We start from the raw sequence: 21,875 nt of genomic DNA on the forward strand, positions 1-21,875 counted from the left end.
AGCTTGGCTGGATGTCAGGATGATGGGCGAGCGCGCGCTGGTATGCTAGGAAAGACAAGAGATGCATCTCCCCCCATAAAAGCACGTTTTTTACATGAATAGCCGATGATATATAGAGGCAAACAAGCGGCTTAGGAGGGAACTTTCAAGCAATCTTCATGCAACTTTCCTTTGATTGTCATACTATTGTCATAGGAACCAAAGCTACAGCGGTTGTTAGGGTTCGGGAAAAAGGGCATAATGTTAAGCAGAAGAAACTACATAGAAATGGGGAACGGGAATGTCTTATAACGACCGTTTCATTCGGGCAAGCCGGAAGGAACTTGTGGATCGCGTACCGGTATGGTACATGAGGCAAGCCGGGAGATATGATCCCGACTATCGCAAAATCAAAGAGAAGTATTCCTTGCTTGAAATATGCAAGCAGCCCGAGCTGGCTGCCGAGGTAACGCTCATGCCGGTGCGCAAGCTTGGCGTGGATGCGGCTATTCTGTATTCGGATATTATGAATCCGGTTGCGTCTATCGGGATAGATTTCGATATTGTCGCGAACATCGGTCCGGTTATTCATAACCCGATCCGTTCCGCGGCTGACGTAGAACGTCTGAAGCCAATTGATGTAGAAGGCGATCTCGGGCATGTGCTGGAGACGATCCGCATTTTGGACCGCGAGCTGGAAGTGCCACTTATTACATTTGCGGGTGCGCCGTTTACGATTGCCAGCTATTTGATCGAAGGCCGCCCTTCGAAAAACTATCTTCGCACCAAAGAGCTGATGTATAGCGAGCCGGAAGTCTGGCATTCGCTTATGCATAAGCTTGGCGATATGGTCATCACTTATTTGCGTGCCCATATGGCTAACGGCGGCAAGGCATTCCAGCTGTTCGACAGCTGGGTCGGCGCGCTTTCGCCGGCGGACTTCCGCAAATTTGTGCTGCCAACGATCGAACGTATTTTTAGCGAGCTGAGCGATTTGCCGCAGCCGAAAATCTACTTCCCGGGCGTGAGCTCGGGCGAGCTGCTGCCGGAGCTGCATAAGGTGAAAGCCAATGTCATCGGCCTCGACTGGCGCGTATCGATTGAAGAAGGCCGCCGCAGACTGAATCATCAATATGCGGTTCAAGGCAATCTGGACCCTACGATTCTGACAGCGCCTATGAGCGTGATTGAATCCTATGCAGCAGAGATTATCGATCAAGGCATTCAGGAGCCGGGCTTTATTTTCAACCTGGGCCACGGCCTGTTCCCGGAAGCGTCGCTGGAGAAGCTTGCAGAACTGACGGCATTTATCCACTCGTATTCTGAAAAAGCAATTGCGGCACAGAACAAAGAGGAGGCTCGCAATGTCTAGCAACGAACATAAAATCGGCGTACTTGTTATGTCATATGGAACGCCGGAGTCGATGGACGACGTAGAAGCTTACTACACTCACATTCGCCGCGGACATCCGCCGACGGAGGAACAGCTGAAGGAGCTGACGGACCGCTACGAAGCGATTGTCGGCGGCGTATTCCCGCTCCGCGAGAATACGAACGGCCAAGTCGCCGGCCTGCAAGACAAGCTGGATACCTTGGCGCCGGGCCAATATGTATGTTACCAAGGACTGAAGCATGCCCGTCCTTATATCGAGGATGGCGTAGAAGAGATGGCCAAGGACGGCATTCGCCGCGCTGTAGGCATCGTGCTCGCTCCTCATTTTTCTACCATGAGCGTAGGAAGCTACATCAAGAGAGCAAAGGAGAAGGCGGAGGAGCTTGGGATCGCTATGTCCTTTGTCGAGCAGTACCACTTGCATCCGAAGCTCATTCAAGCCTTGACCGAGCGTGTGGTGAACGGCTTGGGCGTGGTCGCGGAGTCAGCTGGCGCTGAAGCGAAGACGAAGGTGTTGTTCAGCGCGCATAGCTTGCCTGAGAAGATCAGAGAGCTAGGCGATCCGTACGAGAAGCAATTGCTTGAGACTTCAGCTGCCGTAGCTGAAGCGGCGGGCGTGAAGGATTGGCAGTTCACATGGCAAAGCGCCGGCCGAACTCGCGATCCTTGGCTTGGTCCGGATATTTTGGAGACGTTGGAGACCATCGCGGGAGAAGGCGTAAAAGCGGTGCTTGTAGCGCCTGTCGGATTCGTCTCGGACCATCTTGAAGTGCTCTACGATCTGGATATTGAAGCAAAGGCGGAAGCGGAGAAAATCGGCATTACGCTGGAGCGTATTGCGATGCTGAACCGCGATCCGCTATATATGGAGACATTGGCCGAGTCGGTGCAAGCCGCTAGTGCCGGGAACGGAAAGGAATGAATAGAATGCGGAGTGCAGAAGCGATTGATCGAATTGTCATTATTGGCGGGGGGATCAGCGGACTGAGCTCCGCTTTTTATTTGCAGCGGGAAGCGGAGCGGCAAGGACGGAAGCTTCAGCTCACGATTGTGGACGAAGCTCCCGTGCTGGGCGGAAAAATCAATACGCTGCAACGTGACGGCTTTGTCATCGAGAAGGGACCGGATTCCTTCCTCGCGCGCAAGCAAGCCATCATCGATCTGGCGAAGGAGCTTGGTCTGGAGGATGAACTGACAGCAACCAATCCCGCCGCCAAAAAAACATATATTATGCATAACCGGAAGCTGCACGCGATGCCGCCGGGGCTAGTGCTCGGCATTCCGACGGAGATTGCCCCTTTCATGAAGACCAGCCTGCTGTCGCTCGGGGGCAAGCTGAGGGCGGTAATGGACTTGTTCATGCCGGCGAAACCGGCGGTTGGCGACGAATCGCTGGGCGGATTTTTGGAAAGACGCGTAGGCACACAAGTGATGCGGAGAATTGCCGAGCCGCTGCTTGCCGGGATCTATGCGGGAGACTTGAAGAAATTGAGCCTCAAAGCGACATTCCCGCAATTCGGCGATTCGGAACGGAAGCATGGAAGCCTGATTAAAGGAATGATGCATAACCGGAAGGCTACGGCTGCCGCCGCAAAAGGAAAGGCGCAAGGGACGACGTTCCTTACGTTCAAGAAAGGGTTGACCACACTTGTGCGTTCGCTGGATCAGGAGCTAGGCGGAGCGGAGCGCAGGCTTGGGGTGAAAGTAACCGAGATTAATAAAGCGGCTAGCGGCTATACATTGAAGCTTGCCGATGGCGAGACGCTGGAGGCGGATCGCATTGTCGTGACCGCGCCGGCTTTTGCCGCCGCCAAGCTGCTGGAGCCGCTCGTGGCATGTGAAGAGCTGAAGGAAATCCGGTATGTATCCGTAGCGAATGTTGTAATGGCTTTTGACAAAAAGACATTTGGACTCGATTTCGACGGTTCCGGCTTTGTGGTGCCGCGCTCTGAAGGGCTTCATATTACGGCCTGCACATGGACGTCGAACAAATGGCTGCATACGAGTCCGGATGATAAGGTGCTGCTGCGTTGTTATGTCGGCCATTCCGAGGATCAGGAAAGCGTGAAGCTTCCCGATGACCAACTGGTTGCGGCGGTGCGCAAGGATATCCGGGAGACGATGGGCATTACGGCGGAGCCGATTTTTACAGAAATTACGAGGCTCAACCATTCGATGCCGCAATATCCGGTCGGCCATATCGAGAAGATGCAGTCGCTGCGCAGCAGGCTCAAGACAGAACTGCCAGGCGTGTGGGTAACGGGAGCGGCTTTTGACGGGGTCGGCTTGCCAGACTGCATTCGCCAAGGCAAAGAAGCGGCTGCCGAGCTGTACAGCGTTTCGAACTAAAAAGCAGGACTTGAAGCTCTTTTTTGACAGATTCTCTTCGCTTCCTTACTAGTAACAGGTATAATGAGGAAATCTAGTATCTAGCTGAGAGATCTATCGAATAAGGAGCATTCTATGACATTATCCAGATCGGAATCGCGCCAAAGAGAGAAAGCGCAGCGCGAGAAACGGCGGCGGCGAACGCTCCGCATATCAATGGTATTAATAGGAACGCTTCTAGTTGCGGCAGCCTTGGGATTGACCTTGGGTACGAAGGCAGGCTTGCCGGAGTGGCTGTCTTGGCCGGGCGGCGGCAAGGAGCAGGTTGTTGTGAATGACCCTGACGGAGACAAAGACGGTGATGTCAGCCCGGCGCCTTCTGATCAGCCCGAGGCTACACCCGCTCCGGATGATCAAGAGATTGAGAATCCTGAAGCCAGTCCGCCGGCAGAAGCAGGAACCGGAGAGACGAGCGAGCATATCAGCTTGTCGTTTGTAGGGGATTTGATGCCAGGCGAATATATCAACCGGATTTTACTGGAGAAGGGTTATGATTTCCCTTATCAAAATGTACTGCTGTATTTGAGCGAACCGGACATAATGGCTGGTAATTTGGAGCTTCCCATTACGACGCGGGGAATTCCGATTGAAGGAACGCCTTATGTACACAAAGGATCTCCAGATGCGCTGCCTGCGATGAAAAACGCGGGATTTGACGTGTTGAGCCTTGCAAATAACCATGCCATGGATCAAGGCCTTGAGGGTATGCAGGATACGATGAAGTATCTGCAAGAAGCCGGCATAGGGTATATGGGTGTGGGCAATAACGATGCGGAAGCATTCGCTCCTTACATCGCAGAGTCGAAAGGGTTCAAGGTTGCGTATATTGGCGTTAGCGGAGTCATACCGTTCACGCATCTGAAGGCAGACCGCAACACGCCGGGCATCGCAGAGACTTACGAGACCACCCGAACGGTGGCGGCGATTGCAAGCGCGAAGGAAGAAGCGGACATTGTTGTCGTGATGGTGCATTGGGGCAAAGACGCGGCGGATAAACCTGAAGAACTCCATCGGAGATATGCCAGAGAATATATAGATGCAGGGGCTGACATTGTCGTAGGGAGCCATCCGCATGTCATGCAAGGCTTTGAAAACTATAAGGGCAAGTGGATTGCGTACAGCCTGGGCAACTTTGTGTATGCGACGAATCCAAAAAGCCCGCAGGGCGATACCGGCGTGCTGGATGCCGTCTGCAACAAAGCGGGCGATTGCTCGCTGAAATTCAATCCGATGAACGTTATCCAGTCGCAGCCAACGCCGCTTGAGGGCGAGGCCAAGCAGCAGCTGCTGCAGCGATTGTCTTCGATTTCATTCGGAGTTGCACTGGATTCCGAAGGCTCCGTCATCCAGCAAGAGACTGCGGGGAAGACACCATGAGATGGGATAGCGGAGAAGGGAAGGAACCTGCATGAATAACCCGTGCGTTGCGCATCGGGGTTGGTCCGGCCGCGCTCCGGAGAATACGATGGCGGCATTCCGAATGGCGCTGGAAGCTCCGGATGTGGAATGGATCGAGCTTGACGTGCAGCTCAGCAAAGACGCCGTGCCTGTCGTTATCCACGATTACAACTTGAGGCGAACGACCAACGGCAGAGGAGAGGTGCGCGATTGGACGGCAGCGGAGCTGGCTTCGCTTGATGCGGGCAGCTGGTATTCTCCGCAGTTCAAGGGCGAATCGATTCCGACGCTGGATGATGTTCTTCGCGAGTCGGCGGGCCGCGCCAAGCTGAATATAGAACTGAAGACGGATGGCATCCGTTATCCTCATATCGAGGAGAAGGTGCTGGAACGTATCTATGAATATGGCAGGATGGACGATGTCGTGCTTACCTCCTTTCACCTCGGAACGCTTGAAAGGGTCCGCAAGCTGTCTGAACAGGTTCGAATCGGTTTGATTCTTGACGGCTGGAGGAATACGCTGCTGCATGAGCTTCGCGAGTTGAAATCCGATTTTTTGTCTATCGGGTATTCCAAGCTTAATTCTGCCAGAATGGCGCTGCTGAACGAAGCGGGCATCCAGACGATGGCATGGACGGTCAACGACAAACGCAATATGCTCAAAGTGGCTTCGCTGGATCCCGAGCTTCTCATTTGCACGAATTATCCTGATCGCTGGCGAGAGCTGGTGACGGGCTCCGGTATCAAACTCTCGGGCAAACGAGTGCTGGAAGGAACAAAAAAATGGTTCAGATTCAGGCCTAATAAGTAGATTGAAGGGATGCTCATGGTCGGATATATCGATGAATTGTGGCTGAGGCTGCTTATCGGTCTTCTGGGAAGCGGTCTCGCTGCCGCAGCGGCTTATCGCGCCCGTGCGTTGTCCGGATCGGGAGCATGGTCGGCGCTGGCGATGGGGACAGGGTTTGTCTCCTTTGGCGAGCCGGTATGGTTCGGCGTGCTGATCGCTTTTTTCATTTCGTCTACGTTCTGGTCGAAGTGGAAGCGCCATGCGAGGTCCAAGCGTGATGCGGAAGCGAAATACGCCAAAGGCGGCCGCCGCGATGCAGGACAAGTCTGGGCCAATGGCGGCGCCGGTCTTGTGCTGTGCGCGCTTCATGCCATCTTCCCGCATGACGGCTGGCTGCTCGCCTATATCGGCGTGATGGCTTCGGTCAATGCCGACACTTGGGCGACCGAGATCGGCGCGCTCAGCCGCTCTGTGCCGCGATCGATCGTGAGCGGCAAGCGCGTAGTGACTGGCACGAGCGGCGGGATAACGCCGCTCGGCAGCGCAGCAGCGCTTGGGGGCGCCGCGTTCATCGGCGCCGTGGCAGCGCTGCTGCTGGCTATCCCGCAGCCAGGCGAAGCGGCTGCGGGCATGGGCGGCTACGCTGCGGCGGGATTGATCGCCGTAGCAGCCGCGGCCGGCCTGGCCGGCGCCTTCGCCGATTCGCTGCTCGGCGCCACGGGCCAGGCCATGTATCGCTGCCAGGTATGCGGCAGCGAGACGGAGCGGGTCAGCCATTGCGGCAGCCCGACCCGGCACATCCGCGGCTTCGCCGCGCTGGACAACGACAGGGTGAACCTCCTGTCGTCGCTAGTCGCCGGCCTGCTGGCTCTCGCCCTCGGCCAGCTTCTCTAACCCAAGCGGTTTCTCCCGCTGGCACATGCATCGTGTGCCAGCGCAGAGAAGCCGCTTTTTTGATTTGATTGGTAACGTAGAGGAGCACCGTTAGAACCACGATTCCTCCACATTTGCTCCTCTAACACCGCCACACACCGCCACACACAAGATTACTCCTCATTTGCCCCTCTAACACCGCCACACACCGCCACACACAAGATTACTCCTCATTTGCCCCTCTAACACCGCCACACACCGTTACACACTCGGTTACTCCTCAATTGCCCCTCTAACACCGCCACACACCGCTGCACCCTCGATTCCTCCACATTTGCCCCTCTAACGCCGCCACACACCGTTAGAACCACGATTCCTCCGCATTTTCCCCTCCAACGCCGCCACACACCGTTACAGCCTCGATTCCTCCATATTTGCTCCTCCAACGCCGCCACACACCGTTACACACTCGATTACTCCACTTTCGCTCCTCCAACGCCGCCACACACCGTTACAGCCTCGATTCCTCCATATTTGCTCCTCCAACGCCGCCACACACCGTTACACCTTCGATTACTCCACATTTGCTCCTCCAACACCGCCTCACACCGTTACAGCCTCTATTCCTCCACATTTGCTCCTCCAACGCCACCACAAACCGTTAGAACCACGATTCCTCCACATTTGCCCCTCCAACGCCACCACACACCGCTGCACCCTCGATTCCTCCACATTTGCCCCTCCAACGGCGCTACACACCGTTACACCCACGATTCCTCCACATTTGCCCCTCCAACGCCGCGTAGCACCGTTAAAACGTCAAATCAGCCGCCATGGATGAAATAACTTCGCTAAGCACGACGATTCTCTAGTTGCCGCCGTTCGATGTGAGCCAGCATTTTTATGTATCCCAACTTCTACCTTCACCAGCGCCCTTAACGCAATAGTCAACGATTAATGATATTACCGTCTCCAAACCTCTACATACAAAAAGACCCCCAATCCGCATAAGCGGATTATGAGGGTCTTTCCAACTGTGCAGCGCCAGCCGCATTTGATGAGTCACATCAACGAGCTGTGCAGCGCCAGCCGCATCTACTGAGTCACATCAACGAGCAGTATAAGTTTGCAGCTATACGATGAGCAAACTACTTACTTTTTAGCTCGGTCGCTCGTAAGCTGCTCCATTTGGGCAATCAGCTCTTCGAATACGCTCATCGCTTGCTCGATCGGTTCTGGCGTGGACATGTCGACGCCGGCTTTTTTCAGAATGTTGATCGAGAAGTCGCTGCCGCCGCTCTTCAGGAAGCCGAGGTAGCGCTCGACGGCAGGAGCGCCTTCGTCCAAAATCTGCTTGGAGAAGCTGGTAGCCGCGGAGAAGCCGGTCGCGTATTTGTATACATAGAAGCTGGTATAGAAGTGAGGGATACGCGCCCACTCCATCTCGATATCCTGGTCGACCACCATGCCAGGGCCGTAATACAGCTTGTTCAGATCATAATAAATTTTGCTCAATTCCTGAGGCGTCAGCGATTCGCCCGCTTCCGTGCGCTCATGGACGATTTTCTCGAACTCTGCGAACATCGTCTGGCGGAACACCGTCGTGCGGAACTGATCCGCATAATAGGTGAGCAGGTACATTTTTTCCTTCGGATCCGTCGACTTGCCGAGCAAATAATCCATCAGCAGCGCTTCATTCAGCGTAGAAGCAACCTCCGCCAGGAAGATCGTGTACTGCGCGTCCCGATAGTTTTGGGTCGTGTCGGAGTAATACGAGTGAAGGGCGTGGCCCATCTCATGCGTCAGCGTGAACATGCTGTTCAGATTGTCCTTATGGTTCAGAAGCACGTACGGATGCGTCCCGTATGCGCCCCAGCTGTATGCGCCGCTGCGCTTGCCTTCATTTTCGTATACGTCAATCCAGCCTTTGTCAAAACCCTCTTGCAGCACGTTCAAATAATCCTCGCCAAGCGGCTTCAAGCTTTCATGAATCGTTTTCTTCGCATCCTCAAAGCTGATTTCCATATCGAATTCCTCGACAAGCGGGGCGAACAAGTCGTACATATGCAGCTCATCCAGCCCAAGCAGACGCTTGCGCAGCTCCATATAACGGTGCATAAGCGGAAGATGCTTATGGATGGTATCAATCAAATTCGTATATACTTCCTTCGGAATATTGTCGCCGTAAAGGGACATACCGAGCACGGAATCGTATTTGCGCGCCTTGGCGTAAAAAACGTTTTTGTTGACGTTGGCATTCAGCGTAGAGGCCATCGTGTTTTTCAGCTTGCCGTATGTATCGTACATCGCTTTGAACGCTTCGCGGCGCACATCGCGGTTTTTGCTTTCCAGAAACTGAATATAGCGTCCATGCGACAGCTCGACTTCTTCGCCAGCTTCGTTTTTCACCTTAGGGAACTTCAAGTCCGCATTGTTCAGCATGCCGAAGATCGTGCCTGGAGCAGAGCTGATATTGCCGACTTGAGCCATAAGCGCTTCTTCGCTCTTGGACAAAATATGCGCCTTCTGCCGTCTCATCTCTTCGAGCGTATGACGGTACTTGGCAAGCGACTCATTGTTGATCATCGCATCCAGCTCGCTGTCGGAGAGACTCAGCACCTCAGGCGTTACGAACGACAACGCTTCGCCTGTCTCTACACTCAGCTTTTTCGATTTGTCGGACAGAGCTTGATTGCCAGGCTCAGCCGTATCTTCATGATGGCGCATGTTCGCATACACATAAAGCCGCTCGACATGGAGGGACAACTCGTCTTCCAGCTCGAAACATGCTTTAAGCTGAGCAGGATCGCTTAGCTTTCCTTGGAATTGGTCAGCTTTCTTGATCAACTCTTTCGCTTTGGCATATTCCTGATCCCAGGATGCTTGATTCGCGAACAAGTCTTCCAGCTTCCAGCGGTGTTCGGCCGCAGTCTCTGAACGTTTCGGTACGTTACTCATCGTATTCCTCCTTGAGATAGATGGGATGGATTGCTTGTGCCCGGCTTCCTGCGGAATTGCCGGTATTGCTGCTGCTCCTTGGGTCATAGATAAGGCAAGCAGCAGGGGCAGCCATTTCATGGGAAAGTTCACCTCGCAAGACACAGTTTGCCCATACTATGCCCTGACAAAATGAAAGTTATGCCAACTACGATAAAACTAGGTTGCGTCCGAGCCCATCGTGAACAGGCTGTACACGATGAGGAAAAAAGCGAACGCAATCATAGCGATCGAGACAAGCGCCAGTCCGCGGCGCATCTTAGGCGGCAAAGTATCCCGCTTCATGACGACGACGGCCCCTAGCGAAAATGCCGCGATAATAAAAACAATGGAAGATGTCATTGGATCCATTTAGTTTCCTGTTGCCTCCTAACGTTTGTATGCATACCGGTGTAACGTTATGTTCGCTGCCGCAGCGGGGAGTTCCTTTTATTTGCAGGATAGCGGGGGCAAGGCTTGCCCTAGCCCCGCTTTAGACCTCGCGAAAAGCTTCCATGATCGCTTTCAATTCATCTTCCCGTCCCACATAATCTTCCGTACGGAAGCGTCTTTCGGCCCAGTGCATCATTTCCGGGCGGCTGACGAAGGTATGGCATTCCTCGCCCCATTGGTCGGAGATCTCGCGAATAACCAGCGTTTTGCCTTGAACCTCGACAGTCAGCATATTGTAATTGTCTGTTTTGTAGATTTGATGTTTTTTAAACATAATATTTTCCACCTTCATGAGTTAAATATGGTATAGTTACCATCATAGCCATTATGAAGGCGCTAAGCAATACAAGGCGTCCCCGCTTGGCTGCAATCCGGCGCAGATTTGCTCGGGAAGCTGAGATTAGACGAGTCGAGATGAGATGAGACGAGGAGAGATGAACATGTCAAAAACGTTTTATGAGCAAGTTGGCGTCGCCATGACGTGCAGAGGATTTGCGGAATATCAGGCCATGTTTCAGTTGAAGGAAGAGGAGCTGGCGGCAGGACAGATATTGGATGTTGCAGGCGGCGGATCTTCGTTTACGGCCGAGGCGGTAAGAAAAGGATATGACGCAATGGCTGCCGATCCCCGTTATGCCGGGAATATTGGGGCATGGGTTGAAGAGGCGCGTGAGGAGATTGAGGTGTCCACAGAGAAGCTGGACGGACTCAAGGAGCGTTTTGACTGGAGCTATTACGGTTCGCTGGAGAATCATCACGGCGGCAGAGTGAAGTCGCTGGCATTGTTTGAGGAGCATGTGGCTTCTGCCGAAGGAGAACGCCGTTATATCGGCGGAGCGCTGCCGGAGCTGCCATTTGAGGATAACCGTTTTTCGCTGGTATTGTGTAGTCATTTTCTCTTTTTGTACGCAGAGCAATTCGGGTATGAGTTCCATGAGGCAGCGATTCGCGAGTTGATGCGGGTATGCAGGCCTGGAGGCACGATACGGGTATATCCTTTGCTGTCGCTCAAGTGGGAGCCGTATGCGAAGCTGAACGAGTTGATGGAGGCTGTGCGTAAAGCCGGGGGAACGCCGGACATTCGGGAATCAGGCTTGCCGTTTATCCCAGGCTCCGATCGAATGCTTAATATTGTGACGAACGTTTAAATACAACATTTTTTACTGAAATTGCATTTTGGATTTCGGCTCGGTATAATTATTTCACGCTGATGCAATCGGCGGAACATTTAGGAGGTCATGAACGTTGAAAGGTACAGTAAAATGGTTTAACGCAGAAAAAGGCTACGGCTTCATCCAAGCGGAAGACGGCGAAGACGTGTTTGTTCACTTCTCCGCGATTCAAGGCGAAGGCTTTAAATCTCTGGAGGAAGGCCAGGCGGTCGAATTCGATATTACTGAAGGAAATCGCGGCGCTCAAGCGGCCAACGTCCATAAACTATAGGTTTATTGGTCGACAGCTCAAACAAAGAAGAAGGCTCCCAATATAGGGAGCCTTTATTATGTTTTGGGGCTATAGTCCGCTTGAGGCGGCAGGGAGAAGTAAAAGCTCTTCCACGTTGGTTTGAAGCAATTTGGAATCGGTGAGGTAATGGTCATCGGTAGCAATGGTATCGAAAGTGAGCATTTGATCTCCTTTTTTCAATAGATAGACGAGGAACAGGTATCAGTTGGAATCCTCTATTTCGGATTATGCTGTGGTGAGGACTGTTGGTTTTTCCTATTATTTTCAGGGTTGTAGCTTGGCTCTATCTAGGGTACAATCGAAGCAAATATATATTCCCGCGTAAAGAATGCGCTGTTGGTCTCGTATGAGGCTGACAGCGCATTTTTGCGTTTGGGAACAAAATGAGGAGGCAATATGAAATGGATGTGTTATTCGAGAAGCAGTTCAACGTTTTTTTAGAAGATCAGAAAAGCAAGGCGAGTGCCAGGCGAATGGAGATGCTGGAGCGGGATTTGACGGGTACGGTCAAGCTGCTGAAGGAAGTCATTTGGCCGATTTTCCGCAGCTTCGATGGATTCGAGCTTGAGCATGAGATGAAGAGTTCGAGCGGTGTAAGTATGTTTATTGATGTGTTTTATAAGCCATATCGCATCGCGTTTGAGTGTGATGGTTTTGTTCCTCATGCTGAGACTATAACAAGAAAGAGATTTAATTTTGAAAAATACAGAGTGCGAACGATGAATCTTTATGGATATGTTTATATCCCGTTTACCGTTTAGCTGGGATGAACTTGATGAAAGGGGGCTGGATTGCCGTAACTATGTTGAACAATTGATTGGTAAATACGCAGTTGACGCGAAAACTAAAGTTAACATGTATGAAAAAGAAGTAATCCGGTTTGGAGCTGCATTATCGAGACCATTCAAAATGTATGAGGTATGCTCCTGTCTGGATAAAGAAGTAACCTTTTGCCGACTGGTTGTAAAATCATTGATTGAGAAGAAGCTGGTTGAGCCTGTCTATCCCGATCGAATAAGAAATCATGCGTTTAAAATTAGTTTGTCAGCTTTAGGATACTTGAGGTAGTGGTGTGTGGCGGCGTTGAAGGGTCGAAAGTGGAGAAATCGAGTGTGTAACGGTGTGAGATGGCGTTGGAGGGACGAAAGTGGTGAAATCGAGTGTGTAACGGTGTGTGGCGGCGTTGGAGGAGCAAAAGTGGAGGAATCGTGCTTCTAACGTTGTGTAGCGGCGTTGGAGGGGCGAAAGTGGAGTAATCGAGTGTGTAACGGTGTGAGGCGGCGTTGGAGGAGCAAAAGTGGAGGAATCGTGCTTCTAACGTTGTGTAGCGGCGTTGGAAGGGCGAAAGTGGAGTAATCGAGTGTGTAACGGTGTGAGGCGGCGTTGGAGTAGCAAATGTGCAGAAATCGAAGCTGTAACGGTGTGTGGCGGTGTTAGAGGAGCGAAAGTGGAGTAATCGAGTGTGTAACGGTGTGAGGCGGCGTTGGAGTAGCAAATGTGCAGAAATCGAAGCTGTAACGGTGTATGGCGGCGTTGGAGGAGCGAAAGTGGAGAAGTCGAATATATAGTGATGTGCGTCATAGCTACATATACGTTTGGAGCAGTAGAGTGAATATTAACGTCGTGCACCAACGCTAATAGAAAAGGGCAAGAGGAACTAGCCTCTTGCCCTTAGTACGCCCTTAACCCTTCCCATACTTGCTCAGGAAGTAGAGCAGAAAGCCGAGCGCGGCGGAGGTTGCGACGCCGGTGGCGATATGGTAGAACGCAACGCGGCCGAACTGCTCGTAAACCAGGCCGCCTAATACGCCGCTGATGAGGCCGGCGACGCCGGTCCAGATGACCGTGTAGACGGCTTGGCCGGAGGCGCGGAATTCGTCCGGGATCAGCTGTGAGATATAGCGCAGCGCGGTGGAGAAGTAGACGCCGAACGTTACGCTATGCATGGCTTGCGTGGCGACGATCCAGCGGGGATCCTCGATCTCGCTGAGGAACCACATGCGCAGCCCGTACATGACCGAGGCGAAGATCAGAAGCGGGAGCTCCTTGAACTTGTGGCCGTATTTGCCCAGCAAGAACAGGATCGGAATTTCGCTGCAGGCCGAGATAAGCAGCGCGAGCCCGATTAAAGAGTCGCTTGCGCCTAGTTGGCGCATCGTGACTGCGAGAAAGCTCTCGTACATGCGGTGGGCGGTCGATATGAGCAGGATGAGCATGAAGAACAGCATGACATTGCGCTGGCTCAGCAGCTTGAAGAAGCCGGAAAACTCGATTTTCCGCGAGCTGCCGCGGTAGTCTCTAATAAAGAGGCTGAGCACGATCGAGGTAGATATGGTGCAAAGCGCCACCAGCAGCGTCCATTCCGACCCGATGCCCTTGAGCAGCAGTCCGAAGCCATAAGCGCTAATGGCAAAGCCCAGCGAGCCGAAGATTCGCACCAACGCGTAAGGCGTTCCCGTATACTGGCTGGAGAGCAGAATGAGGCTGTCGCTCAGCGGGTTCATCGGCGTCTGGAAGAAGTAGAAGGCAGCCATGATGACGCAGACCATGACGAAGTTTTCGATAGGAAACAACAGCGAGATCATGGCGAGCTGTCCGAACAGCAGGACGATCAGAATCTTGCGGATGGTCTGGAACTTGTCGCTGGCCAGGCCGGTAATGATGTTGGCGAAGATGGATACGAACAGGCCAGATGAATAGATGATGCCGATCTGGCTTTCCGAGAAGCCTTGGGATAGAAAGTATAGCGGAATAAAGGACATGATAAGCGCTTGTGTCGAATAGGTAGAGAAGCTGAACGCACGCAGCGCAAGCGTTTCTTTTTTGGCAGTAGGGGAAATTCCGCCGGCAGCGGTGTCTGATGAATTCATGGCAGCACTTTCACTCCGTCTCTATTAATAAAACGTTTACCATTCAGTATAGCACGGTTACCCTTCCAATTGTGGCTGGATTATTACCCTGCAAAATGGTACATTTATGAGTGGAGGTTTACAATGGCGGAATACGATTTTGTATGGAATGACCGGCTTCGCATACATCTGCCTTCGCTTAAGAAGGACTGGGATCAGTACAGCGAAGAAGAGCAATCCCATTTGATTGAGAGATGGGAGTTGATCCGCGGGCGTATTCCGGACCTGATTATGGAACTGGAGCGTACGATCAACGGCAAGCAGTCGGAGCTTTACGAAGAAGAAGATTTCAAGCGTTCATGCGTGCTCAATTACGAGATTGCAGAACAAGCAAGCCGTATCAATGATTTGCAGATATGGTATCGGATGAATCAGGAATTGGAATCGCGCCGGCATTCATGACTGGACTTTCTCGCAAGGGGGTGCGAAGTGAGACTTACGACTTTATCGGGCGGCAGAGCGCCCAAAGGTCCCATTAAGCTGATGCATCGCGTGTATAAATATGTATTGCCCGGCGTAGAAGCCGAACTAGGCAAGCTGAGGAAGCTTGCCGAAGCTATCCCGAATGAAGAGCTGCGGACGCAGGCGCTAAGCAGCATGCACGACAAGAAGTTCCACTGCCAGGGCGGCGGCGTGTATGCGGCGGCCAATCTGGAATACCGCGATGTGCTCATTCCGTTAATTGTGGCGCTGCAGACGATCAGCGATTATTTGGACAACCTGTGTGATCGCAGCACGTCTCTGGATGCCGACGACTTCCGGCTATTGCATCAATCGATGCTCGATGCGGTCAATCCGGATGCGGAGCTTCAAGACTACTACGCGCTTCGCGAGGAGCGGGATGACGGAGGTTATCTTCATCATCTGGTCCGCACATGCCAGACCCAAGTAGCGAAGCTGCCATCCTATGGGAATGTTCGCGTTCACGTGGAGGAGCTGGTCGGCTTGTACGGCGACCTGCAGGTGTACAAGCATATCCGCAAGGATCTTCGCGAGCCGCAATTGCTGGCCTGGTGGGAGCTTCACCAGCATAAGTATCCTCACCTTCATTGGAATGAGTTTGCTGCCGCTACCGGTTCGACGCTCGGCATGTTCATGCTGTTCTTGGCCGCCAGCGAGGAGCGCTTGTCCGCGAAGGATGCCGAGAGTATTCGGCATATTTATTTCCCGCATGTATGCGGTCTACATATCATGCTTGATTATTTGATCGATCAAGAAGAAGACCACATCGGCGGCGATCTCAACTTTTGCAACTATTACGAGGATAAAAGCCTCATGGTCGAGCGAATCGGCCACATTGTAGGCAGGGCAAGGGAGGATGTCAAGTCACTTCCCGCGTCCCGCTTCCACCAATTGATTATTGAAGGGCTGCTGGCGCTGTATCTGTCCGATCCGAAGGTTCGGAACCAGACGGAAGTAAAGGATGTGTCCAAGCAGCTCATGAAGAACAGTCCGCTTACGAGGCTGTTTTTCCTCATCAATAGCATTTGGATTCGCAAGCAGCAAGCTTAATACTACGTAAATGTGGAGGAGTTAATCATGACTGCAGTTAAATCGATCGCAGTATTAACTAGCGGGGGAGACTCGCAAGGAATGAACGCAGCCGTACGCGCCGTCGTTCGCAGCGCATTGTTTCACGGACTGGAGGTTTACGGCGTACAGCGCGGCTATCAAGGCCTGCTGAACGATGATTTGCGTCCAATGGATCTTCGCAGCGTAGGCGATATCATTCAGCGCGGCGGCACCATTCTGCAGACAGCCCGCTGCAAGGAATTTATGACGCCTGAAGGCCAGCAGCGCGGTGCGGAAATTTTGCGCGCGCGCGGCATCGAAGGATTGGTCGTCATCGGCGGCGACGGTTCCTACCATGGCGCGAATAAGCTGAGCAAGCTGGGCATCAAGACAATGGCTCTGCCAGGCACCATCGATAACGACATTCCGTTCACGGACGTTACGATTGGGTTCGATACAGCTGTCAGCATCGTAGTGGATGCGATCAACAAAATCCGCGATACGATGTCTTCGCATGAGCGTTCATCGATCGTCGAGGTTATGGGACGCCATTGCGGCGACATTGCGCTTTATGCTGGACTTGCAAGCGGCGCGGAGACGATCCTTGTGCCTGAAGTGCCATTCGATCTGAATGAAGTGGCAGAGCGGATGAAAACGAACTTTGCGAACGGCAAGCGCCATAGCATTATCGTAGTAGCGGAAGGCGCAGCCAAAGGTGAGGACGTATCGCAGAAGATTACCGAGCTGAGCGGTATTGATGCTAGGGTTACGGTACTGGGCCACATCCAGCGCGGCGGCACGCCGACGGCAGCTGACCGCATCCTGGCGAGCAGACTGGGCGACTTTGCGGTAAGACAGCTTATGGAAGGCAATTCCGGCAAGTCTTGCGGCGTCGTGAAGGGCGAGCTTGTCACTACGGATATCGACACGGTAGTCAACACGAAGAAGCCTTTCGATATGGACATGTACGAGCTGGCGCTGCGCCTCTCGCAATAATAGAATCAGACGGCAGGGCAGTATCGTATACGGCCAGCCGCTATGACAAAAGGCGCTCCCGATTGAACGTTCAATCGGGAGCGCCTTTTTAGATTACTTGTATTCGACTCCTGGCGAATATTTGTTGCCTGCATTCCATAGCAGATATTCCGTCACCCCAGAGTCGTGCAGCGCCTTGATCTGGGCTTCGACTTCAGCTTTGCCGTATTTCATATAGTTGCCCTTGCCGAGCCAGCTTGCTGTGAAATCTTGAATCCATGGACGTATGATCGGCTTCAGCTCGCCCGTATCCTTCAGCTTCTCATGCGTATCGTCCATAGCGCCTTTGATAGTCTCGTAGGGACTAAGGTCAGGCGCCTTCTGCTTGAACCATCCCGTGCTGTAATGGCTCGGATAAATCATAGGGGATATGACATGGGCGTCATTCGAGATCTTCACAAAATCCTGGCCGATGCCTTCGGCTGAAGGCACGGATGCCGCATAGCCGAATATATCGATGGAGACGCGTACGCCAAGCGGCTCCAGCTGCTCCCGTGCGTATTTCACGAAGCCTGCCACAGTATCGACCCGGGATTGCTCTGTTCTGTTGAACGTAAGCGTATCGGCGCGATTCTCGAATCCTTCCGGGAACCGGACGTAGTCGAATTGAATTTCCTTAAAGCCAAGCTTGGCGGCTTCCTTCGCAAGCGCGATGTTATAATCCCATACTTCCTGGCGATAGGGGTTAACGAAGCTCTCGCCCCGCCCATTCTTCCAGATTGTTCCGTCAGGCTGCAGGAACGACAGATCAGGCCGTTTGACAGCCAGGACCGTATCCTTGAACACGACAATTCGGGCGATGGGATAGATGTCATGCATTTTCAAAGTAGTCATCAGCTCTTCGATATTGCCGATGAATTTTTTGGCTGTGCCCACTTCGAGAAGCTCTGGCGTTGTAGTAGGGTAAGTAATATAGCCGTTGTCGTCTTTAATATCAATGACCATGCTATTAAGATCGGTCTCGTCGACTAGCTTGAGAAGCGATGCCATGCGTGAGCCGCCTGCACTGTGCGAGGTGACGTAGATGCCTTTGATCGGCGGCGTATCCGGCTGCGGGTCTTTCTTGACGCTTGCGCTGCCTGGATCGCTTGGCTTGCCGCCCGGCAAGCCGGATGCGTCCGGTTGCACGATCGTCTCTCCAGCCGCGGCATTCAGATAGGCTACGGCAATCTTCTGTACATTCGCGCTGTCTTCACCTGACCCTGTCAGCAAACTATACAATAACATGAAGGCCGTAACGATTATGTCCATTGTGCTCTCTCCTTGCGGTCTGATCTGATGAAGCGGTACATACAAAAGTATAAGCCACAGAAGTTGTCCCGGTCATCCCCCTTTTTTACCACTTCCGGATGAATCGTAAACTTTTTTCTGAATGGAGGCGAACAAAAAGCCAGCCGAGAATTGGGTCGGCTGGCCTGCGGGTTTAATGCGTCATTCCCGAACGAACTGTCATTGTAATAAAGTTTGCTTCTGCCCGTTGCATATGCTGTGCTGCACGATCTCCATAGCGTCAGCGGGTTCCAGCACTTCCAGACCATCCCTAAGCACGATTGTGAGGTCGAGCTCGCGGGAAGTAAGAAAAGGACTGAGCTCTGGGGCAAGTCTTTCTACAATCTGTGACAATTTGACCGTTTCCATATCCATCTTAGCCTCACCCTTTCATCCTAATTGTGATGAACTAGAAAGCGACAGGGGGAAAACCTATGGCATGAAACTTGAGGGGCAAAACGAACAACGGCCTCCCGTTAATCGAATGCCCGCGTTAAGCTGCGGGATATAATCATTATAACAGGAAGATTTTCAAAAACATAGTTTTCACTTGGAAAATCCATACTTGCGTAGTTTAACTTGATTCATTCCGCCTGAAATCACCTACAACGCCGGCAGTCTCCACAATATTGATGAAGGCATGCGGATCAATTGTGGTAATTGTTTTACACAGCTCGGCAAGCTCGAACTTGGTTCGGACAGTCATTAGCATATCCCTCTCGCTGGACGAATAGGCACCTCGAGTCTTCAGGATCGTAATGCCGCGCGGATGCGGGAGCAGCTTGGCTAATATTTCATCTGCTCTCGTCGTGACGATGAAGGCGGTCACCTTCAGATGCTTCACATGAATCAAATCAATGATTTTGCCTGCGCTGAAGATGGCGAACAAGGAGTAGAGCGCAAGATCCCAGTCTCCGGTAAAAAGGATCAGAATAGCGATCACCATGCCATTGAGCAAAAAAATGATCATCCCGATCGGCAGGTCGCGCTTGCGGGTGACGATAGAGGCGACGATGTCGAAGCCGCCGGAGGAACCGCCGTAGCGGAGCGCCAAGCCGCTGCCGAAGCCGACGATTATGCCGCCGAATACGGCGCCAAGCAGAATGTCATCGGCAACCTGGGTGACAGGAACGAGCTGCAGGAACAGGGTGGCGAGTGCTACGGAGTAGATGCTCCATAGGACAAAGCGTTTGCCTAGCGCGAACCATCCCCAAATTAATACAGGCAAGTTCAGGATCAGATACAGCCAGGCTATATTGCCTCCTGTTATGTAACCGATCATCATGGAGATGCCGGATAAGCCGCCGCTTAACAACTGGTGGGGGATAAGAAATAAATTGAAGCCGGTTGCTACAAGCAGAGAGCCGAGGGTCATCATGGGCAGGGCCGTTAAATAGCGCCGTTTGTAATGATTCAATCCGATCGCTCCAAACTGTAATTGTAGTTGCTATAGTATGGCTTTTCAACGTTGGCTGGTATTCATATTCTAAGTTGTGCTATAATGGTTTGGATATTCTTAAGAAGGCTGTAGATAGAAGGAGTATGAGAAAAGTTTGAAAACATTTGCTGAATTTGGCTTGGAACCTAAAGTGTTGCAAGCAATTACGGAACTTGGATTCGAGGAATCGACACCGATTCAGTCCCAATCCATCCCAGTGGCTATGACAGGCCGAGACTTGATTGGCCAAGCCCAGACCGGTACGGGGAAGACAGCGGCATTCGGAATCCCGCTGATTAACAAAATTCCGACAAGCGAGGATCGCATTGTCGCATTGATTATGACGCCGACCCGTGAGCTCGCTATCCAGGTGGCGGAAGAGATCGGGAAGCTTACTCGATACAAAGGTTTGCGTTCGCTGCCAATTTACGGCGGCCAAGAGATCGGCCGTCAGATTCGTGCGCTGAAGAAACGCCCGCAAATCATTATCGGAACACCGGGACGTTTGCTTGACCACATCAACCGCAAGACGATCCGTCTGGAAGACGTTCAGACAGTCGTGCTGGATGAGGCGGATGAGATGCTGGATATGGGCTTCATGGAGGATATCCAATCCATCCTCAAGCTGGTACCGGAAGAGCGTCAAACTATGCTATTCTCGGCTACAATGCCAATCAACATCCAGAAGCTTGCCCAGCAATTCCTGAAGGATCCTGAGCATGTATCGGTTATTCCGAAGCAAGTAACGGCTCCGTCAATCGAGCAATCCTACATTGAAGTGCATGAGCGCCAGAAGTTCGAAGCGCTTAGCCGCTTGCTGGACATGGAGTCCCCAGAGTTGGCTATCATCTTCGGCCGCACCAAGCGCCGCGTAGATGAGCTGAGCGAAGCGCTGCAAAAGCGTGGCTACTCTGCTGACGGTCTTCACGGCGACCTGTCCCAGAACCAGCGCGACAACGTAATGCGCAAGTTCCGCGACGGCAGCATTGATGTGCTGGTTGCTACGGACGTTGCGGCTCGCGGCCTCGACGTATCGGGCGTAACGCATGTTATCAATTTTGACCTGCCGCAAGATCCGGAGAGCTATGTTCACCGTATCGGCCGTACAGGACGCGCAGGCAAGGAAGGTACAGCTTGGTCGTTCGTCACGCCTCGTGAGATTGATCATCTGCACTTCATCGAGCGCATTACGCGCCAACGCATGAACCGCAAGCCTCTGCCTAGCTTGGCGGAAGCGATCGAAGGCAAACAACGTGTGACTGCAGAACGCGTGCTTGAAGTCGTTCAGAACGAAGAGTTCAACGAGTACAAAGCAATTGCGATTCAATTGCTGGAACAATATGATTCCGTTCATCTTCTTGCAGCAACGATGAAGCTGCTTACAGGCGAGAAGAAAAACGTCGAGATCGAATTGACTCCGGAAGAGCCGCTTCGCGCTAAGAAACGCAGACCGGATATCCGTTCCAACGGCCGTCCGTTCAACCGCAGCGGCGGGGGCTCTTATGGCAGCAACCGCAGTAGCGGCGGCGGCGGATACCGCGGACGCGACGACAGACGCAGCAGCGGTGGCGGATACCGCGGCGGTGAGAACCGCAGCAGCGGCGGATATAATGGCGGAAGCAGCTACAGCAAGCGCAACAGCGAAGGCCGCAGCGACTATCGTCGTCCGAAGAGCTCGTCCGAGGACAATTAATACGCGACAAAAACGGGGAAAGTCCGTGATGCCTTGCGGGCATCGCGGACCTCTCCGTTCTTTTTATCTAGGCTTTAGAAGCAAAGGATTGTTCTGGAGATGATGACCAGAAGGATAAACAATACGAGAATGGCGCCTACGGAGTTAAAACCACCACAGCCGAAACCAGGACCAATGTTGCCCATTGTAGCAACCTCCTTTTAATCATCTGAATAGGTGAACACTAACATCCTATGCAAATCCGTCCACGTGGATTAGACGGAGGCCTAGAGTCTCTTAATTTGGGCGGTCCAATGACCCCTGTC

Annotated in this window: 22 protein-coding genes; 14 read left to right on the forward strand and 8 right to left on the reverse strand. The window is 52.6% G+C overall.

Annotated features, from left to right (window positions below):
• The first annotated feature begins 280 nt into the window (after positions 1 to 280).
• The 6 genes from hemE (at position 281) to D3P09_RS19235 (ending at position 6,842) form a co-directional block, all read left to right on the forward strand.
• The gene (gene hemE / locus D3P09_RS19210; protein ID WP_120113014.1) at positions 281 to 1,351 is read left to right on the forward strand and encodes a uroporphyrinogen decarboxylase; all 1,071 of its coding nucleotides are present in this window, start codon (positions 281 to 283) and stop codon (positions 1,349 to 1,351) included.
• Complete coding sequence (hemH, locus tag D3P09_RS19215) at positions 1,344 to 2,294, forward strand: ferrochelatase (protein ID WP_120113015.1); 951 nt, start codon at positions 1,344 to 1,346, stop codon at positions 2,292 to 2,294. The genes hemE and hemH overlap by 8 nt, the downstream gene beginning before the upstream one ends.
• A 5-nt stretch (positions 2,295 to 2,299) precedes the next feature.
• Positions 2,300 to 3,721 carry a protoporphyrinogen oxidase gene (gene hemY / locus D3P09_RS19220; RefSeq protein ID WP_120113016.1) on the forward strand — a complete coding sequence of 474 codons (1,422 nt, stop codon included), beginning with the start codon at positions 2,300 to 2,302 and terminating at the stop codon, positions 3,719 to 3,721.
• A gap of 114 nt (positions 3,722 to 3,835) precedes the next feature.
• The gene (locus tag D3P09_RS19225; RefSeq protein WP_120113017.1) at positions 3,836 to 5,137 is read left to right on the forward strand and encodes a CapA family protein; all 1,302 of its coding nucleotides are present in this window, start codon (positions 3,836 to 3,838) and stop codon (positions 5,135 to 5,137) included.
• A 31-nt stretch (positions 5,138 to 5,168) separates the two neighbouring features.
• Positions 5,169 to 5,969 carry a glycerophosphodiester phosphodiesterase gene (locus tag D3P09_RS19230; RefSeq protein ID WP_120113018.1) on the forward strand — a complete coding sequence of 267 codons (801 nt, stop codon included), beginning with the start codon at positions 5,169 to 5,171 and terminating at the stop codon, positions 5,967 to 5,969.
• 15 nt (positions 5,970 to 5,984) lie between these two features.
• Positions 5,985 to 6,842 carry a DUF92 domain-containing protein gene (locus tag D3P09_RS19235; protein ID WP_120113019.1) on the forward strand — a complete coding sequence of 286 codons (858 nt, stop codon included), beginning with the start codon at positions 5,985 to 5,987 and terminating at the stop codon, positions 6,840 to 6,842.
• 1,131 nt (positions 6,843 to 7,973) lie between these two features.
• Here the strand turns inward: D3P09_RS19235 and pepF are convergent.
• The 3 genes from pepF to D3P09_RS19250 all read right to left on the reverse strand — a co-directional run bounded on the left by pepF (position 7,974) and on the right by D3P09_RS19250 (position 10,524).
• Positions 7,974 to 9,779 (reverse strand): oligoendopeptidase F, encoded by a 1,806-nt coding sequence (gene pepF, locus D3P09_RS19240; protein ID WP_207892518.1) that lies wholly within the window; start codon positions 9,777 to 9,779, stop codon positions 7,974 to 7,976.
• A gap of 198 nt (positions 9,780 to 9,977) precedes the next feature.
• Positions 9,978 to 10,169: a hypothetical protein gene (locus D3P09_RS19245; RefSeq protein WP_120113020.1), complete on the reverse strand. Its 192-nt coding sequence runs from the start codon at positions 10,167 to 10,169 to the stop codon at positions 9,978 to 9,980.
• Positions 10,170 to 10,290: 121 nt separating this feature from the next.
• Positions 10,291 to 10,524 carry a hypothetical protein gene (locus D3P09_RS19250; protein WP_120113021.1) on the reverse strand — a complete coding sequence of 78 codons (234 nt, stop codon included), beginning with the start codon at positions 10,522 to 10,524 and terminating at the stop codon, positions 10,291 to 10,293.
• Between the two features lie 166 nt (positions 10,525 to 10,690).
• Here D3P09_RS19250 and D3P09_RS19255 point away from each other — a divergent pair, with 166 nt between their 5' ends.
• The 4 genes from D3P09_RS19255 to D3P09_RS27420 all read left to right on the forward strand — a co-directional run bounded on the left by D3P09_RS19255 (position 10,691) and on the right by D3P09_RS27420 (position 12,782).
• Positions 10,691 to 11,398 (forward strand): class I SAM-dependent methyltransferase, encoded by a 708-nt coding sequence (locus tag D3P09_RS19255; protein WP_120113022.1) that lies wholly within the window; start codon positions 10,691 to 10,693, stop codon positions 11,396 to 11,398.
• A 97-nt stretch (positions 11,399 to 11,495) separates the two neighbouring features.
• The gene (locus D3P09_RS19260; protein ID WP_120113023.1) at positions 11,496 to 11,693 is read left to right on the forward strand and encodes a cold shock domain-containing protein; all 198 of its coding nucleotides are present in this window, start codon (positions 11,496 to 11,498) and stop codon (positions 11,691 to 11,693) included.
• Positions 11,694 to 12,115: 422 nt separating this feature from the next.
• Positions 12,116 to 12,475, forward strand: a complete 360-nt coding sequence (locus D3P09_RS19265) for a hypothetical protein (RefSeq protein WP_120113024.1) — start codon at positions 12,116 to 12,118, stop codon at positions 12,473 to 12,475.
• Positions 12,444 to 12,782: a hypothetical protein gene (locus tag D3P09_RS27420; protein WP_133305029.1), complete on the forward strand. Its 339-nt coding sequence runs from the start codon at positions 12,444 to 12,446 to the stop codon at positions 12,780 to 12,782. The genes D3P09_RS19265 and D3P09_RS27420 overlap by 32 nt, the downstream gene beginning before the upstream one ends.
• Before the next feature lie 614 nt (positions 12,783 to 13,396).
• Here D3P09_RS27420 and D3P09_RS19270 read toward each other — a convergent pair.
• The gene (locus D3P09_RS19270) at positions 13,397 to 14,584 is read right to left on the reverse strand and encodes an MFS transporter (RefSeq protein WP_120113025.1); all 1,188 of its coding nucleotides are present in this window, start codon (positions 14,582 to 14,584) and stop codon (positions 13,397 to 13,399) included.
• Positions 14,585 to 14,707: 123 nt separating this feature from the next.
• Between D3P09_RS19270 and D3P09_RS19275 the strand changes: the two genes are divergently transcribed.
• The 3 genes from D3P09_RS19275 (at position 14,708) to pfkA (ending at position 17,131) form a co-directional block, all read left to right on the forward strand.
• Positions 14,708 to 15,025: a hypothetical protein gene (locus D3P09_RS19275; RefSeq protein ID WP_120113026.1), complete on the forward strand. Its 318-nt coding sequence runs from the start codon at positions 14,708 to 14,710 to the stop codon at positions 15,023 to 15,025.
• Positions 15,026 to 15,106: 81 nt separating this feature from the next.
• Positions 15,107 to 16,135, forward strand: coding sequence for a tetraprenyl-beta-curcumene synthase family protein (locus D3P09_RS19280; RefSeq protein ID WP_120113350.1), 1,029 nt, complete (start codon positions 15,107 to 15,109; stop codon positions 16,133 to 16,135).
• 27 nt (positions 16,136 to 16,162) lie between these two features.
• Positions 16,163 to 17,131 carry a 6-phosphofructokinase gene (pfkA, locus tag D3P09_RS19285; RefSeq protein ID WP_120113027.1) on the forward strand — a complete coding sequence of 323 codons (969 nt, stop codon included), beginning with the start codon at positions 16,163 to 16,165 and terminating at the stop codon, positions 17,129 to 17,131.
• Between the two features lie 93 nt (positions 17,132 to 17,224).
• On the opposite strand, the gene D3P09_RS19290 is transcribed toward pfkA, so the two are convergent.
• The 3 genes from D3P09_RS19290 to D3P09_RS19300 all read right to left on the reverse strand — a co-directional run bounded on the left by D3P09_RS19290 (position 17,225) and on the right by D3P09_RS19300 (position 19,817).
• A complete protein-coding gene (locus tag D3P09_RS19290) occupies positions 17,225 to 18,421 on the reverse strand; it encodes a putative glycoside hydrolase (protein ID WP_120113028.1) in 1,197 nt (398 codons plus the stop codon).
• A 198-nt stretch (positions 18,422 to 18,619) separates the two neighbouring features.
• Entirely contained in the window at positions 18,620 to 18,814 is a 195-nt protein-coding gene (locus D3P09_RS19295; protein WP_119799245.1) for a hypothetical protein, read from the reverse strand.
• A gap of 199 nt (positions 18,815 to 19,013) precedes the next feature.
• Complete coding sequence (locus tag D3P09_RS19300; RefSeq protein ID WP_120113351.1) at positions 19,014 to 19,817, reverse strand: YitT family protein; 804 nt, start codon at positions 19,815 to 19,817, stop codon at positions 19,014 to 19,016.
• A gap of 175 nt (positions 19,818 to 19,992) precedes the next feature.
• On the opposite strand from D3P09_RS19300, the gene cshA reads away from it, so the two are divergent.
• The gene (gene cshA / locus D3P09_RS19305) at positions 19,993 to 21,570 is read left to right on the forward strand and encodes a degradosome RNA helicase CshA (RefSeq protein ID WP_120113029.1); all 1,578 of its coding nucleotides are present in this window, start codon (positions 19,993 to 19,995) and stop codon (positions 21,568 to 21,570) included.
• A 74-nt stretch (positions 21,571 to 21,644) separates the two neighbouring features.
• Here the strand turns inward: cshA and D3P09_RS27925 are convergent, their stop codons facing one another.
• A complete protein-coding gene (locus D3P09_RS27925; protein ID WP_207892519.1) occupies positions 21,645 to 21,755 on the reverse strand; it encodes a YjcZ family sporulation protein in 111 nt (36 codons plus the stop codon).
• Between the last annotated feature and the right edge of the window lie 120 nt (positions 21,756 to 21,875).

It is taken from the genome of Paenibacillus pinisoli, from assembly GCF_003605435.1.
Taxonomy (GTDB): domain Bacteria; phylum Bacillota; class Bacilli; order Paenibacillales; family Paenibacillaceae; genus Pristimantibacillus; species Pristimantibacillus pinisoli.